Below are 16,670 nucleotides of genomic sequence, written 5' to 3' on the forward strand. Positions count from 1 at the left end.
AAGCCGCTGGAACGGGTAGGATAGCCGCCTGTTTCAGTCAGTCTTTTTTCGGGAGTAGCCCATGAGCGCCGTCAATCGCGCAGCGGTGGAAGCCGTTCTTCGCCAATACACCGACCCCTATTTGAACCAGGACCCGGTCAGTGCCGGTTGTGTCCGCGCCATCGAGATCCAGGGCGACCAGGTGTCGGTCTGGATGGAACTGGGCTATGCCGCCGGTCTGTTCAAGAGCGGCTGGGCGCAGATGCTGCAAATGGCCATCGAAGGCCTCGACGGCGTGCGTTCCGCCAAGGTCGACATTCAGTGCGTGATCGCGCCGCACAAGGCCCAGGCGCAGATCCCCGGCCTGGCCAATGTGAAAAATGTGGTGGCCGTGGCCTCCGGCAAGGGTGGGGTGGGTAAATCCACCACGGCGGCCAACCTGGCGCTGGCGCTGGCGCGCGAAGGCGCTCGCGTGGGGATTCTCGACGCGGATATCTACGGCCCAAGCCAGGGCGTGATGTTCGGCATTGCCGAGGGCACTCGCCCGAAAATCAAGGACCAGAAGTGGTTCGTGCCCATCGAGTCGCTGGGTGTGGAAGTGATGTCGATGGCGTTCCTGACCGACGACAACACACCGATGGTATGGCGTGGGCCGATGGTCTCCGGCGCCTTGCTGCAACTGGTGACCCAGACCGCCTGGGGCGATTTGGACTACCTGGTGATCGACATGCCGCCAGGCACCGGTGACATCCAGCTGACCCTGGCACAAAAAGTCCCGGTGGCCGGTGCGGTGATCGTCACCACCCCCCAGGACCTGGCGTTGCTGGACGCGAAGAAAGGCGTGGAAATGTTCCGCAAGGTCAACATTCCAGTGCTGGGCGTCGTGGAAAACATGGCGGTACACATCTGCTCCAACTGCGGCCACGCCGAGCATCTGTTCGGCGAGGGGGGCGGCGAGAAACTGGCCACTCAGTACGGCGTCGAGTTGCTCGCCTCGCTGCCGCTGGCAATGGTGATTCGTGAACAGGCCGATGGCGGCAAACCGACGGTGGCGGCCGAGCCCGACGGCCAGATCGCCATGGTTTATCAGGAGCTGGCGCGTCACGTGGGCGCGCGGATTGTGCTGCAGGAAGCGGCTGCTCCGGCCATGCCGACGATTACAGTCAGCGACGACTGAGCCAGTCGTAGGAAACAAGCCTCGAATTTGTCGGGGCTTTTTCTTGTCCGCAGAACGGCCAGGCATTGCTTGCTGCGCTCTTACACAGTTGCTCGTGTAAGCATTTGCTTACTTTCACGTAAGTGTTTGGTTTTTTTAGCGCTGCCGGACGTCTCGAATTGTCTGGCTATATTTCTAATCAATTGAAATATAACAATTATTTATTGGCTTTCGAGCGCGATTGCGGCGCAGGCGGCGGTTTGGATTGCGTTGTACTTCCCTGGGAACTGGCTACTATCTGCCCTGTGTCCACGGATTGACACAGCCATCAAGGAACGATGGTTTGAAGGAACGTCGCAGGATGCGATTCATCAGGATGATGAAAAAGGAATACAGGGACTAGGGAAAAAATGTGGGCGGGTCATACCGCCCCTTTTTTTGCCTGCAGAAAAGTAAAATGCCTGCCCCATAACGCAAAAAAGGCCCACAAAGGGCCTTTTTATTGGACAGCGGCGCTGTCAGCGCTCGAGATCTTTGATCTTGCCTTTCACACCGTCCCACTCTTCCGCATCCGGCAGCGACTCTTTCTTCTCCGTGATGTTCGGCCAGATTTCCGCCAGTTCGACGTTCAACTGGATAAATTCCTGCATATCTTCCGGGACCTCGTCCTCGGAGAAAATAGCGACGGCCGGGCATTCAGGTTCACACAGGGCGCAGTCAATGCACTCGTCCGGGTGGATGACCAGGAAATTCGGGCCTTCGTAGAAGCAGTCCACCGGACAGACTTCTACGCAGTCGGTGTATTTGCACTTGATGCAGTTGTCGGTGACGACGAAGGTCATTTCTAATTTTCTCCTCAGGCGGCGGCAGCGAAACCCCTTATGGTGGGGCCCGCGAGGTTTGAGAGCGATAGTCTGCGGACCAGGCTAAAAAGCCCGCAGCATCCCAAACCGCGCGAGATAATATCAGCTTGCAAGCGTCTGCGTTAGATCCGTGTCTTCAGTGTATAGAGCATTTCCAGCGCTTTTCGCGGTGTCAAGTCGTCCAGGTCAAGTTTTGCCAACTCATCCAGCACCGGATGGGGCAGGCTGGCGAACATATCGCTCTGGTGTGGCGCGCTGGATTTGCTGCTGGCCTTCTTCGGGCTGGCGACCACGGTTTCGTGGGGCAGGGCGGTGGCTTCCAGGCGACTGAGGTGCTCGCGGGCGCGGGTGATCACGTCGTTCGGCACACCGGCCAACTGCGCCACGGCCAGGCCGTAACTCTGGCTGGCCGGCCCTGGCAACACATGGTGCAGGAACACGATGCGCTCGTTGTGCTCGGTGGCATTGAGATGCACGTTGGCCACCAGCGGCTCGCTTTCCGGCAGCACGGTCAGTTCGAAGTAGTGGGTGGCGAACAGCGTATAGGCGCGCAGATGCGCCAGGCGCTCGGCCGCCGCCCAGGCCAGGGACAGGCCGTCGAAGGTGCTGGTGCCGCGGCCCACTTCGTCCATCAGCACCAGGCTGCGCTCGGTGGCGTTGTGCAGGATGTTCGCGGTTTCGCTCATCTCCACCATAAAGGTCGACCGGCCACCGGCGAGGTCATCGCTGGAACCGATCCGCGTGAAGATGCGATCCACCAGGGACAGCTCACAACTGGTCGCCGGTACGAAGCTGCCAATATGTGCCAGCAACACGATAAGCGCGGTCTGGCGCATGTAGGTGGATTTACCGCCCATATTCGGACCGGTGATCACCAACATGCGGGTATCGTCGTCCAGCGACAGGTCGTTGGCGACGAACGGCGTAGTCAATACCTGCTCCACCACCGGGTGGCGACCCTGAACGATGCGCATGCACGGCTCGCTGACAAACCTCGGGCAGTTCAAGTCAAGGTTCAGCGCACGCTCGGCCAGGTTGCTCAGCACATCCAGCTCCGCCAGTGCGGCGGCGGTGTCTTGCAACGGCGCCAAGCGGCCGATCAAATCTTCGAGCAGCGCTTCATACAGCATCTTTTCCCGCGCCAAGGCGCGGCTCTTGGCCGACAGCGCCTTATCTTCGAACGCTTTCAGCTCGGGGGTGATGAAGCGCTCGGCACCTTTTAGGGTTTGACGACGTTGATAGTCGATGGGCGCCTGCTCGGCCTGCTTGCTCGGCAACTCGATAAAGTAGCCATGCACGCGGTTGTAACCGACCTTCAGGTTGGCCAGGCCGGTGCGCGCTTTTTCGCGGGCTTCCAGGTCAATCAGGAACTGCCCGGCGTTCTCGCTCAGGGACTGCAGTTCATCCAGTTCGCTGTCGTAGCCAGTCTTGAGCACGCCGCCGTCACGGATGATCGCCGGCGGGTTGTCGATGATGGCTTTTTCCAGCAGCGCCGCCAGGTCCGGGTAGGTGCCGGCAGTTACTGCGAGTTGTTGCAGGTGTGGTGTGTCCAGTTCGGTCATCGCCACTTGCAGTTGCGGCAGGGCGCTCAAGGCATCACGCAGACGCGCCAAGTCACGGGGCCGCGCGTTGCGCAGGCCAATCCGCGCCAGGATGCGCTCGATATCGCCGATTTCTTTCAACTGCGGCTGCAGCTTTTCGAAGCGATAGCCGTCCAGCAGGCAGGTAATCGACGTCTGCCGCGCTTGCAACACCGTCAAATCCCGCAGCGGACGGTTCAGCCAACGGGTCAGCAAGCGGCTGCCCATGGCGGTCTGGCAACGGTCCACCACCGATTGCAGAGTGTTGTCGCGCCCGCCGGCCAGGTTGGTGTCCAGTTCCAGGTTGCGACGGGTGGCACCATCGAGCACGACGGTGTCGTCCAGGCGCTCATGGCGCAGGCTGCGCAAGTGCGGCAGGGCGGTGCGCTGGGTTTCCTTGGCATAGCTGAGCAGGCAACCGGCGGCGCCGATGGCCAGGGTCAGGGTCTCGCAACCGAAGCCCTTGAGGTCCTGCACGGAGAACTGCTGGCACAGGCTTTTCAGCGCCGAATCACGTTCGAAATCCCACGGTGCGCGACGCTTGGTCCCACGACGACGTTCCGCCGGCAGGTCCTTTGGCCAATCATCCGGGATCATCAGCTCCACCGGATTGATACGCTCCAGCTCCGCCAGCAGGTTCTCCCAGCCTTTGGTCTCCAACACGCTGAAGTTGCCGCTGGTGATATCCAGTACCGCCAGGCCGAACAGCCGCTCATCGCCGAGCACCGCAGCGATCAGGTTATCGCGCCGCTCATCCAGCAGCGCCTCATCACTCACCGTCCCCGGCGTAATAATGCGCACCACCTGACGCTCCACCGGCCCCTTGCTGGTGGCCGGGTCGCCGATCTGCTCACAGATCACCACCGACTCGCCCAGCTTCACCAGCTTGACAAGGTAGCCTTCCAACGAATGGTAAGGAATCCCACACATCGGAATCGACTGCCCCGCCGACTGCCCACGCGCGGTCAGGGTGATGTCCAGCAACTTGGCGGCCTTCTTCGCGTCTTCGTAGAAGATCTCGTAGAAATCGCCCATGCGATAGAACATCAACTGATCAGGGTGCTGGTTTTTCAGGCGCCAGTACTGCTGCATCATTGGGGTGTGGCTGGACAGATCGGAAGTGGTTTTACTCATCAGATAATTAGCGAATTCGTTAAAAGAAGTGGGGCAAAGGTGGGGCACTCGGCCCAGCTGATTTTGCGATGGCGGCAAGGTTAACACGCGAGGTCGACCGTTCGCAGGCCCGCTCAAAAGTCACGAAAAATGCATAAAAATGCATACTCAATGCAAATTAGCATTTGCCAAGCCTGAAATCTGTCGTCACTATCCGCTTTATGCAAAAACGCAACGTTTCTATCGTCTTAAGAGAGCTGCTGGACCGCGACCGGATCTCCCCCACGGAGCTTCACCGGCGTACCGGCGTGCCTCAATCCACGCTGTCCCGGATACTCAGCAGCAAGATCGTTGACCCCTCGGACAAGCACATCTCCCGCATCGCCGAGTACTTCCGCGTCAGCACCGACCAACTGCGCGGGCGCGCGGCGGTGGGCGTTTCGCGGGATGATGGGCGCGACCCGACGCATTCGGAACTCAAGGACATAAGCCTGTGGGATGACGACACCCCCGTGAATGACGACGAGGTGTCGATCCCCTTTTTGCGTGAGGTTGAATTGGCTGCTGGATCAGGAAGATTCGTCATCGAGGAAAGCGAAAAGGCCAGCCTGCGGTTCGGCAAGCGCAGCCTGCGGCATAACGGCGTGCAGTTCGACCAGGCCAAGTGCGTGACGGTGCGCGGCAACAGCATGTTGCCCGTGCTGCGTGATGGCGCGACGGTGGGGGTGAATGCGGGCAAGAGCGCGATTGGCGACATCGTCGATGGCGACTTGTACGCCATCAATCACAATGGCCAGTTGCGGGTCAAACAGCTCTATCGCTTGCCTTCCGGGATTCGCCTGCGCAGTTTCAACCGCGATGAACACCCGGACGAGGACTACAGCTTCCAGGACATCCAGGATGAACAGATCAGCATCCTCGGTCATGTCTTCTGGTGGGGCATGTACGCCCGTTAACCTTCTCTCGTAAGACAAAGCCCGCCAATGAGCGGGCTTTTTTTCGTCTGTTGAAAGGCATCAAACCCTTTGCTAGCAAGGCTCTAAATGCATCAGTGCATTTGCATACTGAAAATAAATGCATTTATGCATTGACTGTATATGCATACATGCATATTCTTTGTCTCAAGCCAGCCAACAAGGCCTGGTGGAGGCGGCAAGGATGCTGCCAAGGACGACAAGGAAGGCACGCAACATCGGCACGGACGCCATCGAAGCGATGGCAGGGATGCCAAGCAACACCGGCAAGGATGCCGACGCTCTTTAGTTTCACCGTTTTACAAGAACAGGCAGCGATGAACCGGCCTTAACGGTTCAGAGGGTTGGCAACTGACCCGGGTGTGCAGCGTAAAGCACCAGAAGCAGTTATCCGGCAGACAGGGATCGTGGTCGGAAAAACATTGAGGAAAGATCCGTACCGCGCCAGTAGCGCCGAAAGATCGAGGACCGCATTACTGAAAAGCCCGGTCAGCCGGGCTTTTTGGAATGCCTACCTATAAATGGATTTACCCGAACACCGGCATTCTGCCGGCATTGCTCAGCCAGGAGGCGTGACATGACAAACGAGCAGCAAGCGTTAGCGGAAATGCCTATCTGGCTGGTGATCGTACTGGCGCTGATCGGCGGAGTTTCCGGCGAAATGTGGCGCGCCGACAAGGAGGGCGCCCGTGGTTGGTCGCTGATCCGGCGCCTGGCGCTGCGGTCTGGGGCGTGCATGGTCTGCGGGGTCTCGGCGTTGATGCTGTTGTACGCCGCCGGTATGTCGATCTGGACCGCCGGCGCCCTCGGTTGCCTGACCGCCATGGCCGGTGCGGACGTCGCCATCGGCCTTTATGAACGTTGGGCGGCCAAGCGCATTGGCGTCGACGAGGCCCCGCCCTCCCGCCCGGATCAGCAGTAACCGCTGCAAGGACGCGACTGATGACATCTATCGAAAAACCTTCCCAACTGCCCATCGCAATTGGTGAAGCGCTCAAGGGCGCCTTCCCACAATTGCGTGTGGGCAATCACCAGGACTTCCAGGGCGCCGGGGATAAAACCGGCGTGCTGATTACTGTGGAACGCAACGGCCCCGGCGTTCGATCCCTTGAAGGGCGTAAGGCCCATGCACTGTCGGTGTCACTCATGGCCAGGGTTGCCAGTGGTTCGGCGCCTTACGACGCCTGCGACCTGGCCAGCCAATTGATGGATTTGGCCCTCGATAATCGCTGGGGCCTGCCGGCGGATCAGTGCGACCTGCCAACCGCCATCGTCGCGGCGCCGACCCTACAGGGCAGTGCCGAAACGGACTACGACACCTGGACAGTGTCCTTCACCCAAAACATCTACCTCGGCCCGCCGTTACTCGAAGATCCCACCGGAAAACCTCTGTTTGCCTGCACGTGGGAAGTCTCGAGTATCGACGATCCTGAGCAATACCGACCCTTGCAGGAGTAGTCCATGTTCGATGCGCTGTTACGCATGCAACTGGGACCGATCGTCGAGCGCCTGGCGGAAATGGAGGCCCAGCTCGAAGATCTGTACCGCCGCGCTGAAAGCTACTGTCGGATCGGCATCTGCCAGCAGGTCGACGCCGCCAGCAATACCTGCACCGTCAGCCACGGTGATTTGCTCACTCCAGCGATTCGTTTTTTCAACCCCAGTGCGGGGGCGCAGACTGAAACGCGGATTCCGTCAGTGGGCGAACAATGCTTGCTGCTCAACTATGGCGGCGGGGAAGGCGCTGCGCAGTCGGTGGCGCTTTTCGGGCTCAACAGTAGTCTGTTTCCGCCGGTCTCCAGCGTTGCGTCGTTGACCCGGCGCCGCCATCAGGACGGCACACAAAGTGACTATGACGACGTCAGCCACACGTTCAACTGGACCAACGGACCCACTGTCTTCGGCGGCTCCCGCGAACAGATCGAAGCGAAGATCGGCGCCGCCACGCTGCGGCTGACCGCCAACCACATCAGCTTGCAACTCGGCGCCGTCGGCCTGCTATTGGATGCTGGCGGCGTGCATTTGAGCGGCCCGCTGGTGGATCACCAGGGCCGCGTGATCAGCACCGCATAAGGATTTGCCATGATCGGAATCGATAGGAACACCGGGGCAGCCGTCGATGACTGGCTGCAATTCGTGCAGCGCGCCACCCGAGCGCTGACCACCCCCGTGGGCACTCGCCAGAAGCGTCCGTTGTACGGCTCGCTGATCCCCCAACTGCTCGGGCAGAACCTCGGCGACGACCTCTTGATCCTCGCCCAAAGCCACGCCGCCAAAGCGTTCTACAACATCGAGAACGGCATCGCCGACTTTCAACCCCAAGTCATCGTCGCCACCCGCCAGGGCGCCGGTCTGTTGCTGCGGTTTGCCGGCACCTGGAAAAACCGCCAACAATCCTTCGAGGTCATGACATGAGCATGCTGATCCCTGGCCAGAACCAACTGGCAGAGCCGGCGATCATTGCCGTCGACGCGTTCGAGCCGTTGCTGGCGGAGTTCAAGGCGTTTGTCATTGACTACGTCGCCACCCGTGCGCCGCAAAGCGCCGCCAAACTCAAGGTCAGCCTCGACAACGAAAGCGAACTGCTGACCCTGGCCCTGGAAGCGTTTTGCGTGCGCCTGCAAACCCACGAGCGCAAGTACAACGCGCGCATCAAGCAGATGCTGGCGTGGTGGGCCACCGGCAGTAACCTCGACGCGCGCCTGGCCGATATGGGGCTGGAGCGCCAGGTGCTGGACCCCGGTGACCCGGCGGCCTTCCCGCCGGTGCCGCCGACATTGGAAAGCGACGACGACGCACGGCTGCGCTATTACTTGGCGCCCCACGCGCCGGCGGCGGGTTCGCGCATGCAGTATCGCCGCGAGGTGTTCACCCTCGGCGAACGACCGGCGGTGAACGTGGAAAGCGCGACACCGGGTGTCGTCACGGTCACCTATACCTTCGACCCGGATGGCTATGCGGCGCAGGTCAAGGACGGCAATGGCCGACGCACCGCCCCCGGTGAGGTGAGGGTGACGGTGCTGTCCAGGGACGGCGACGGAACCCCTTCTGCCGATTTGCTTGACGGCGTGCGCAGACATTTCGCACGGCCCGATGTACGGCCGGAAACGGATCTCGTCACGGTCCAAAGTGCGCAGATCCAACGCTACAAGATTCGCGTCGTGGCCAAGATCAACGCCGGCCCGGATTCGGGCCTGACCCAAGTGGCCGCGCAGCAGTTGCTGCAAACCTACGCCGAGTCCTGTCACCGCCTGGGAGGGCGCGTCGACCCGAGCTGGATCGACTACGCCATCCACAGTGCCGGAGCGGCGCAACTGCAAATCCTCGAGCCGCTGGCGCCGATTGTCTGCTCGGCGTTCCAGGCACCGTATTGCACGGGCGTCGAGGTGGAGGTGCGCACGCTATGAGTGAGCCCAAATCGAGTTTGTTGCCCGCCAATGGCGCACCGTTGGAAAAGGCGTTGGACCTGGGGTTTGGCCACTTGCTGGAACGGATCATGCCGCCGTTTCCGGCGTTGATGAACCCGCTGCAAACGCCCTCCGAATTCCTTCCTTACCTGGCCGCCGACCGAGGCGTCAGCGAATGGGACGCGGATGCCAGCGAAACGGAAAAGCGCCTCACCGTGGGCTTGTCCTGGCAGATCCAGCGCCAGGCGGGCACGCCCAAGGCCTTGAGTTATGCGGTGGAGTCGCTGGGTTTCAGCCCCAACATCAGCGCCTGGTATCAACAGCGGCCGCTGGGCGTGCCTTACACCTTCGATGTGCAGGCGATCATCGGGCGCAGTTGGTCCAGCGGCGACCATAACCGCTTGATCCGCCGTATCAACGCCGCGAAGAGCGAGCGCGACCAGGCGACGATTACCGTGGTTCACCAGACGCAAGCACGCCTTGGCCTGACCGCGATTGTTCACGCCCCGTTTAACGACAGCGAGTTAAGCCTGCAAGGCGCGTTACCCGAACTTGCCTTGGGCGCTCGACTTAACAGTGCCGGCGTTGCCCGGCACTACACCATTAACGACTACGACCTCAGGGCGCAGCCATGACAGATGACATTACGCGCCTGGTGCGCTTCACCTCCAAAGGTTTGGATGAAGTGCTGCAGGCAAAGAACCAGGGCTTGAAAGGCGAAATCACCCACATCGGCGCCGGCACCGGCCGCTACAACCCAGACGGCACGGAAGTGGCCTTGCGTGACGAGCGCCAGCGGGTGGCGATTGTGGATTACGAGGACTTGGGCGAGCGCCAACTCAGGATGGCCGCGCTGTTCGATGGCGATGGCGAGTATGAGATTGGTGAGTTCGGTTTTTACCTCGCCAGTGGGACGTTGTTGGCGGTGTATTCGGTAGCTGGGAAGTTGCTGACGTATAAAGCGGCGGCGGCTCGGGTGTTGCAGAAGTTTACGTTGGATGTTTCGCCGTTGCCGGCACAAAGCGTGACAGTGGTGGTAGGTACTGAGAATCTTAATATCCTCATCGCCGATGAATTAGCGGCTGTTGCTGCGGCGAATATTGATAATATGGCTCGTCATCTTGGAGTGCTCTTTCGCATCATGCAAGTGGAGAAAAAATAGCTTTAAATATTAATAGTTTGTTTGGTCTCTTTAGCTATCGTTTATATGGTTGCTGGGTGGCCTGAAATGGCAAAGTAAAGGAGATACTATTTTGAGTACGGAAACGCAAATAGCCAACTTGGTTCAGGCCTCCAATAACCTGACAAGTGCTGTGAATGGAAAAATTGGTGCTATCGACGTACGAATGGATCAGGCTCGTGCAGAATTTGACCAATTTCGTGCGCTTAAGGATGTTGTTGGAGGTGTTGGTGAGCCTGGGACGTTGTTGATGAGTGTTTTTCAGGGGCTTATTTGGGGAACTGGAGCGCCTTATGACGTCGGGGCGACGGGCGGGATGGTCGCAACGGATCTTGGATCCTCAATGAATGTATACGTCCACTTCAAATTGCCATTTTCCATTAACTCAGATGATCAGATGTTTTGGCTGAATATTCGCGGTTATAGTTACGGTAGCTCTTTGGTACTGGACGAAACATTCGCAGGCTACGTTTACTCTCCACAGCGTGCAGTTATCAATCAGTCGTGTTTTGGGAAATTTGAACCCGCTATTTACGCGGATGCGGCTGGCAATGCTGTATGTCGTATAAAAATCCCCAATGTCTATGTCACATCTTTGCGGCTTGATACTATGCAGGTTGGCCGGTATCGCGCAATTAAGTTGGGTGATATTAAATCTAAGCTCTCTCTCTCGTCGACGGTGGTTTTTTAAATGAATGAATCCTCTGTAGATACCGTTCCATCTCTTATCCTCAGCAAGGAAGGCTTGGAACTATTGGAGTGGTCAAGTATTCGCGTTCGTCGTGATCAACTGTTGCGCGACACAGATCATACTCAAGTTCAGGACAGTCCCCTTGACGAAAGTCAGCGTGTTCAGGTTGCGGCTTACCGGAGACTTTTGAGGGATGTTCCGCAAGACGTTGGTGATCCGTTCGCCGTGGTATGGCCCGAAAGGCCGACCTTCCTGAAGTGATATACAACCGCGAAAGCGGTTTTTTTTCGTCTCCCCAAAGCCCCTCCCGCAGGGGCTTTGGTGTTTTCCACCCGGAGAATTCAACACATGCCCACTCGCCAAACCTACACCGTCCTCATCCCATTCCCCATCGGCGCCGGCCATTGGTCCCGCGTCGGCCAGGAACTGGAACTGCTGGACGTCGAAGCATCCGCCCTGCGCACCGCCGGCCGCTTGGAACTGACCAGCGTCCTCAATACCACCCCCAAGAAGGCTGAATAATCATGGCTGAGGTTTTGAACTTCGAGCACAACGGCATCACTGTGAACGCAACTGAGTCCCCCGAGGCCATGGGCGGCCTTGGCGACAACGTCATCGGCCTGGTCGGCACCGCGCCGAATGCCCACGCATCGATCCCGAAAAACGCCCCGTTCCGCATCAACAGCTTCACCACCCAGGCGCTGCTGGACCCTAGCGGCAGTGAGGCGGGCACGCTGTTTCAGGCGGTGTACCAGATCCTCAAAGTGGTCAAGGTGCCGGTCTACGTGGTGATCGTGGAGGAGGGCGCGACCCCGGCTGACACGCTCAACAATGTGATCGGCGGTAACGAACCGATTACCGGCCGCAAACTCGGCCTGGCGGCCCTGAGCAGTGTGCCGGAAGACCTGACCATCATCGGCGCCCCAGGCTTCACTGGTACCAAGGCCGTGGCGAGCGAGTTCGCCGCCTTCGGCAAGCGCATCAAGGCCCGCGTGGTGCTGGATGGCAAGGACGCCTCAGTTGCCGATCAGGTGACCTACAGCGGCGAGCTGGGCGGTGCCGATCTTGGCTTCGACCGTTGCCTGCTGGTACACAACATGCCGTCGGTGTACTCCAAGGCGGCGAAGAAGAACGTGTTTCTTTCGCCGTCGTCCCTGGCCATCGCTGCACTGGCCAAGGTCAAGCAGTGGGAAAGCCCGGGCAATCAGGTGACCTTCGCCGAGGACGTTTCTCGCGTGGTTGAGTACAACATCCTCGACACTTCCACCGAAGGCGACCTGCTCAACCGCTACGGCGTGAGCTACTACGCTCGCACCATCCTCGGCGGTTTTTCGCTGCTGGGTAACCGCTCCATCACCGGCAAGTTCATCAGCTACGTCGGCCTGGAAGACGCCATCAGCCGCAAGTTGGTCAAGGCCGGGCAGAAGGCGATGGCCAAGAACCTCACCAAGTCCTTCATGGACCAAGAGGTCAAGCGCATCAACGACTGGCTGCAAACCCTGGTCGCTGACGAAACCATCCCCGGTGGCAGCGTGTACCTGCACCCGGAGTTGAACAGTGTCGAGAAGTACAAGAACGGTACCTGGTTCATCGTTATCGACTACGGCCGCTACGCGCCGAACGAACACATGATTTATCAACTCAATGCCCGCGATGAAATCATCGAGCAGTTCCTGGAGGACGTTCTCTAATGTTTACCAACCGAGTCAGACAGGCCATTGCGGCCACCCTCCAAGGCCTGCCGCTGTCCGCGACCGTGGAAGAATTCACCCCGCCGAAGATCGAGTTCGACATGGAGCCCATGTCCGGCGGGCGCTTCATTGCCGAGGAAATGGCCAAGAGCGGCAAAGTGCTCAATGCCAAGCTGATCCTGCAAGGCGCCGGCCCGGAAATCATGCTGGCCTTGGGCGTGCGGATGGGTGACGACATTCTGCTGAACGTGCGTGAAGCCGGCCAGGACCAGGACGGCAAGACCTACTTCACCTACCACACCGTGGGCGGCAAGCTCAAATCCCTGGAGGAGGCGAAGCTGAAGATGGGCGAGAAGGCCACCACCACGCTGGAGCTGTCTTGCCGCACCTATAACCGCCTGGAAAACGGCATCTCGGTGATCGACATCGACGTGCGTACCCAGAAGTTCGTCCTCAACGGCGTCGACATTCTGGGCGACGCCCGCCGTGCGGTGCTGATGCCGTAAGCCCTCGGGGGCGGGCTCGCTCGCCCCACACTTGACCAAGGAATTGCCCCATGGCCTGGATGCCGCCGCTGCACCTCCTGCTGTCCCCGATCACCGCCGATACCGGCGCGACGATCCAGCAGGTTCAACTCAAACCGTTGTTCTACGCCGCGCAAAAAGACGCGCTGGCCCGGGCCGGTGATGACGAGGACGACCAGTTTTTCGAACTGGCGAAACTCGCCACCGGCCTGTCGGAAAAAGAGCTCGACCAACTCAAGCGCCCGGACTACGTGAGCATCGCCCAATACGTACATGAGATGTCGACGCGCCCGGCGTGGTTCTTCCTGGACCCGCTTGAAGCGCCGACCTTCGACGAGCCCGTTCAATTGTTGCTGCCCCTGGAGGCCGCCGGCCGCACCTTCAGCGCATTGCCCCTGGAAATGCCCGCCCTGCGCGCGACCAAAGTGATGAAAAAACTCGCCACCAACAAAGAGCGCGCCGAGTTCATCACCGCCCACTGCACCGGCCTGATGATCGCCGACCTGGCTGGCCTGACCGTGCCTGACTGGACGGAGTTGCAGGAGCGCATCGATGATTTTTTAAACAAACCGGCGGACTTCTTTCGGAGCGCGACATCGAAGTGATCCTCGACGTGGTGCCGCTGATTTACTCGGTCAATGAAGCGGAAATCCTCGACTGGGACGCCGGAAAAGCACTGCGCCGCTACGACATCGCGATCAATCGCCTTGGCGTCAAACAGGAGTAGAGCGGGATGCAAGAGACTCAATACGAGATCAGGCTCGCCGAGGAAGACAAGCGCTGGATGACCTTTGCGGCCCTGTCCAACGAGGCGACGCTCAACAGTGTGCTGACACCCCTTCCCGAAAGTTTTGTCGGGCCTTCGAGCCTGGATGCCGAACCGCAGCCATCGTCGGAACTCGGCCTGGCGCTGGTCACGGTGAGCCTGGATATCAACGCCTTGACCCTGGAGCAAGTGCGGCTGCGCGAGACACTGGAAACGCTCAACAGCACGTTATTCATTACCAGTGATTCACTGGCGCTCAGGACGGTCGATACCACCTCGCAGGCGCAGAACAGTCAGCCCAAAGAACCGCCGCCGGCAGCCGACTCCTGGGTCGACAAAGGCCTACAGTTCGGGGCCGATGCGGCGAAGACCATTGCCAAGGATGTGGGCTCGAGTTTGTGGGATACGGTCAAGAGCAGGGTCTCGGGCAAGGCCATCGATGCGCTGGCGCAAAAGTTTCCCAAAGCCGGCAAGTGGCTCAAAGACGACAAAGACAAGGACTGCTGCTGCCGCGGCGAGTCTCTTCGTGGCGCCACCACCCCGAGCATCATCTTGCCGCCTGGCTATGAGCGTTCTGGCGGGAAAAAGACGTCCGCGAAAAAAACCGCCAAGTCGACGCTGTGGCGGGAGTTGCCCGTTCCCCGTGGCCCTGGCCCGTTAAGGTATGCCGACACCGCCATCAATGTGATCCAGGGTCTACGCGATGGCGACGCGAAAACAGTCGCCACCGGCCTGTCTACGGCCGGTGGTGCCTGGGCCGGCGCCTCCGCCGGTGCGGCCATCGGCACCCTGGTGTTCCCTGGCATCGGTACGGCTGTAGGCGGCGCAATCGGCGGCTTGCTCGGCAGTGAGGCGGGCGCTTGGCTCGGGGACAGACTGTTCAGCCCAGGTGACCGCCTGCCCGCACCCAGCGCCGTCAGCAAGGAGCTCAACAGCGCGCGCTCGGACAACGTGCAAGTCACCCTTGCCCCCAGCATCCAGATCACCGGCGTCAACCCCGCCGATGCCCAGCAGGTGGTCAACCAGGTGATCCAGGCCCTGCAATTCCAATGCATGCCGATGCTCTCCGACACCCTCGGGCTCCGGCGCAACGCGGCACTGGCCGATCCAGGAGGTGATTGATGCGACAACAGATGGTGCTGGGCGATTTCATTTTTGGGCTCGCCCGTGGGTTTGCCTATTCCTCGCTGACCCGTAACAGCGACGGCGGCTGGGCTGACCTGACGATTATCGCGAGCAAACCGCAGTCGCGGCAGAACGGCCAGAAACTGGAAAAACTCACCTTCGGCGGCACGGCGATGTACGGCGTGGGCATGCAACGCTTGGACGAGTTGCGCGCCCTGCAAAATCAACGCGTGCCGCTGCCGCTGGTGGATGGTATCGGCCGCAACTGGGGCTTGTGGCGGATCAATTCGGTGATGGAAACCCAAAGCAACGTGATCGATGACGGCACCGCCATGCTCATGACCTGGACCCTTGAACTGGAGGAATTCGTCAATGCGTAGAGTGCGAAGTATTGCCGGTGATTCAGTCAACCTGCTGCTCTACCGCGAACTGGGACGTTGCGATGATGCCGCGGAAGAAACCCTCTGGCGCTTGAACCCCACGCTTGCCGAATACGGCCCGGTGCTGCCGGCTGGCGTGTGGGTGATCGTGCCGGAAATGGCGTCGCGGCCGGCTGCGCTGCGCCTCGTTTCGGCCTGGGATTAAGAAGGAGGCTACATGGCTCAGGGATTTACGCCCATTGTGGAGTTCTATGGCGCCAACGCGGCGCTGCTCAATCAACGTCTGATGCACTGGAGCCACACCGACGCGGCGGGCATTGAGTCCGACCGCCTTGAACTGACGATCAACATCGAGGGTCTGGAGGGCCTGCCGAGCCTGAGTGGCAAGATCGGTTTGCGCGTCGGTTATAAGGAGTCTGGCTTGGTGGAAAAAGGCGAGTTTGTCATCACCCAGCGCACGCCGGTGCTGTTTCCCATGCGCCTGATGATCGTCGCCACCGCGGCGCCCTTCAGCGCGGGCGATGCCAGTGGTTATCGCCAGCGTCGATCCGCCAGTTATGGACCGATCACCCTGGGCACGCTGTTTCGCCAGCTGGTCAGCCGCCACGGCTATTCGCCGCGGGTGGCGCCGGCGCTGGAAGGCATTGCGATTGCCCACATCGACCAATCCAATGAAAGCGACATGGCGTTCATCACCCGCCTGGCGAAACGTTATGGCGCCGTCACCAAACCGATCAACGAACTGTACGTGCTCGCCGAGGCCGGGCAGGTCAAGTCACTCTCCGGCCAGCAACTGCCGGACGTGACACTGTCGGTCACCGAGGACAATCGCCCCGGCGATCAAGCATTCATCACCGCCAAGCTCGACGAAACCTCGCGCGCCAAATACCAGGGCAGCCGCGTCACCTGGTGGGATGCCGCCGCGGGCAAGCAGCGGGTGGTTCAGGTCGGGGTTGCGCCCTTCAAGACCTTGCGCCAGCGCTGTCAGAACGAAGCCGAGGCGCGGGCGGTGGCTGAGGGGGAGTTGCGCCGCGTGGGGCGTGAAGACCTCAAGCTGCAGATCGATTGTCCGGGGAACCCGCTGTTGGCGGCCGAAGGGCTGTTGCTGCTGGATGACACCTGGCCTTCCTACATGCAGGGACGCTGGTCGATTACCAAGGTGACGCACGTAGGCGACCCGGTGACGGGCTATCGCAGTTCGGTCACGGCCGGCGGGTTGTCGGCGTAATGCCTTTTACGGA

At 60.1% G+C, this 16,670-nt stretch carries 22 protein-coding genes; 20 read left to right on the plus strand and 2 right to left on the minus strand.

Annotation, left to right across the window (positions count from 1 at the left end; translation table 11 throughout):
• Nucleotides 1–61: 61 nt before the first annotated feature.
• Nucleotides 62–1,156 (plus strand): iron-sulfur cluster carrier protein ApbC, encoded by a 1,095-nt coding sequence (gene apbC, locus J2Y83_RS05360; protein WP_253393631.1) that lies wholly within the window; start codon nt 62–64, stop codon nt 1,154–1,156.
• 497 nt (nt 1,157–1,653) lie between these two features.
• Here the strand turns inward: apbC and fdxA are convergent, their stop codons facing one another.
• Together fdxA and mutS are read right to left on the minus strand one after the other, a co-directional pair.
• Complete coding sequence (gene fdxA / locus J2Y83_RS05365; protein WP_003222178.1) at nt 1,654–1,977, minus strand: ferredoxin FdxA; 324 nt, start codon at nt 1,975–1,977, stop codon at nt 1,654–1,656.
• 143 nt (nt 1,978–2,120) lie between these two features.
• Nucleotides 2,121–4,712: a DNA mismatch repair protein MutS gene (mutS, locus tag J2Y83_RS05370; protein ID WP_253393632.1), complete on the minus strand. Its 2,592-nt coding sequence runs from the start codon at nt 4,710–4,712 to the stop codon at nt 2,121–2,123.
• Nucleotides 4,713–4,912: 200 nt separating this feature from the next.
• Between mutS and J2Y83_RS05375 the strand changes: the two genes are divergently transcribed.
• From J2Y83_RS05375 to J2Y83_RS05460, 19 genes are all read left to right on the plus strand, one after another.
• Nucleotides 4,913–5,647: a LexA family transcriptional regulator gene (locus tag J2Y83_RS05375; RefSeq protein ID WP_253393634.1), complete on the plus strand. Its 735-nt coding sequence runs from the start codon at nt 4,913–4,915 to the stop codon at nt 5,645–5,647.
• Nucleotides 5,648–6,242: 595 nt separating this feature from the next.
• Complete coding sequence (locus J2Y83_RS05380; RefSeq protein WP_017844641.1) at nt 6,243–6,587, plus strand: phage holin family protein; 345 nt, start codon at nt 6,243–6,245, stop codon at nt 6,585–6,587.
• A 20-nt stretch (nt 6,588–6,607) separates the two neighbouring features.
• Complete coding sequence (locus J2Y83_RS05385) at nt 6,608–7,123, plus strand: hypothetical protein (protein ID WP_253393636.1); 516 nt, start codon at nt 6,608–6,610, stop codon at nt 7,121–7,123.
• A 3-nt stretch (nt 7,124–7,126) separates the two neighbouring features.
• Nucleotides 7,127–7,738 carry a phage baseplate assembly protein V gene (locus J2Y83_RS05390; RefSeq protein ID WP_253393637.1) on the plus strand — a complete coding sequence of 204 codons (612 nt, stop codon included), beginning with the start codon at nt 7,127–7,129 and terminating at the stop codon, nt 7,736–7,738.
• Nucleotides 7,739–7,747: 9 nt separating this feature from the next.
• Nucleotides 7,748–8,080, plus strand: coding sequence for a phage baseplate protein (locus tag J2Y83_RS05395; protein WP_253393638.1), 333 nt, complete (start codon nt 7,748–7,750; stop codon nt 8,078–8,080).
• Entirely contained in the window at nt 8,077–9,072 is a 996-nt protein-coding gene (locus tag J2Y83_RS05400; protein WP_253393639.1) for a baseplate J/gp47 family protein, read from the plus strand. Before J2Y83_RS05395 ends, J2Y83_RS05400 begins: the two co-directional genes overlap by 4 nt.
• The gene (locus tag J2Y83_RS05405) at nt 9,069–9,707 is read left to right on the plus strand and encodes a phage tail protein I (protein ID WP_253393640.1); all 639 of its coding nucleotides are present in this window, start codon (nt 9,069–9,071) and stop codon (nt 9,705–9,707) included. Before J2Y83_RS05400 ends, J2Y83_RS05405 begins: the two co-directional genes overlap by 4 nt.
• Nucleotides 9,704–10,234, plus strand: coding sequence for a hypothetical protein (locus tag J2Y83_RS05410; protein ID WP_201021945.1), 531 nt, complete (start codon nt 9,704–9,706; stop codon nt 10,232–10,234). Before J2Y83_RS05405 ends, J2Y83_RS05410 begins: the two co-directional genes overlap by 4 nt.
• A gap of 91 nt (nt 10,235–10,325) precedes the next feature.
• Complete coding sequence (locus J2Y83_RS05415; protein WP_253393641.1) at nt 10,326–10,943, plus strand: hypothetical protein; 618 nt, start codon at nt 10,326–10,328, stop codon at nt 10,941–10,943.
• Entirely contained in the window at nt 10,944–11,204 is a 261-nt protein-coding gene (locus tag J2Y83_RS05420; RefSeq protein WP_253393643.1) for a tail fiber assembly protein, read from the plus strand. It abuts the gene before it with no gap.
• A gap of 87 nt (nt 11,205–11,291) precedes the next feature.
• Nucleotides 11,292–11,465, plus strand: coding sequence for a hypothetical protein (locus J2Y83_RS05425; RefSeq protein ID WP_253393645.1), 174 nt, complete (start codon nt 11,292–11,294; stop codon nt 11,463–11,465).
• A 2-nt stretch (nt 11,466–11,467) separates the two neighbouring features.
• Nucleotides 11,468–12,634, plus strand: a complete 1,167-nt coding sequence (locus J2Y83_RS05430; RefSeq protein WP_253393647.1) for a phage tail protein — start codon at nt 11,468–11,470, stop codon at nt 12,632–12,634.
• Nucleotides 12,634–13,140 (plus strand): phage major tail tube protein, encoded by a 507-nt coding sequence (locus J2Y83_RS05435; RefSeq protein ID WP_253393649.1) that lies wholly within the window; start codon nt 12,634–12,636, stop codon nt 13,138–13,140. Before J2Y83_RS05430 ends, J2Y83_RS05435 begins: the two co-directional genes overlap by 1 nt.
• Nucleotides 13,141–13,190: 50 nt before the next feature.
• Complete coding sequence (locus tag J2Y83_RS05440) at nt 13,191–13,763, plus strand: phage tail assembly protein (RefSeq protein WP_253393651.1); 573 nt, start codon at nt 13,191–13,193, stop codon at nt 13,761–13,763.
• Nucleotides 13,760–13,885 carry a hypothetical protein gene (locus J2Y83_RS29560; protein WP_260473885.1) on the plus strand — a complete coding sequence of 42 codons (126 nt, stop codon included), beginning with the start codon at nt 13,760–13,762 and terminating at the stop codon, nt 13,883–13,885. Before J2Y83_RS05440 ends, J2Y83_RS29560 begins: the two co-directional genes overlap by 4 nt.
• Nucleotides 13,886–13,891: 6 nt before the next feature.
• Complete coding sequence (locus J2Y83_RS05445) at nt 13,892–15,046, plus strand: hypothetical protein (RefSeq protein WP_253393653.1); 1,155 nt, start codon at nt 13,892–13,894, stop codon at nt 15,044–15,046.
• Nucleotides 15,046–15,429, plus strand: coding sequence for a phage tail protein (locus tag J2Y83_RS05450; protein WP_253393655.1), 384 nt, complete (start codon nt 15,046–15,048; stop codon nt 15,427–15,429). Before J2Y83_RS05445 ends, J2Y83_RS05450 begins: the two co-directional genes overlap by 1 nt.
• Nucleotides 15,422–15,634 carry a tail protein X gene (locus tag J2Y83_RS05455; RefSeq protein WP_017844656.1) on the plus strand — a complete coding sequence of 71 codons (213 nt, stop codon included), beginning with the start codon at nt 15,422–15,424 and terminating at the stop codon, nt 15,632–15,634. Before J2Y83_RS05450 ends, J2Y83_RS05455 begins: the two co-directional genes overlap by 8 nt.
• Nucleotides 15,635–15,646: 12 nt before the next feature.
• On the plus strand, nt 15,647–16,657 hold the full coding sequence (locus tag J2Y83_RS05460) for a contractile injection system protein, VgrG/Pvc8 family (RefSeq protein WP_253393656.1): 1,011 nt from the start codon (nt 15,647–15,649) through the stop codon (nt 16,655–16,657).
• Nucleotides 16,658–16,670: the final 13 nt, after the last annotated feature.

This window comes from Pseudomonas marginalis (assembly GCF_024169655.1).
Lineage (GTDB): Bacteria > Pseudomonadota > Gammaproteobacteria > Pseudomonadales > Pseudomonadaceae > Aquipseudomonas > Aquipseudomonas paraveronii.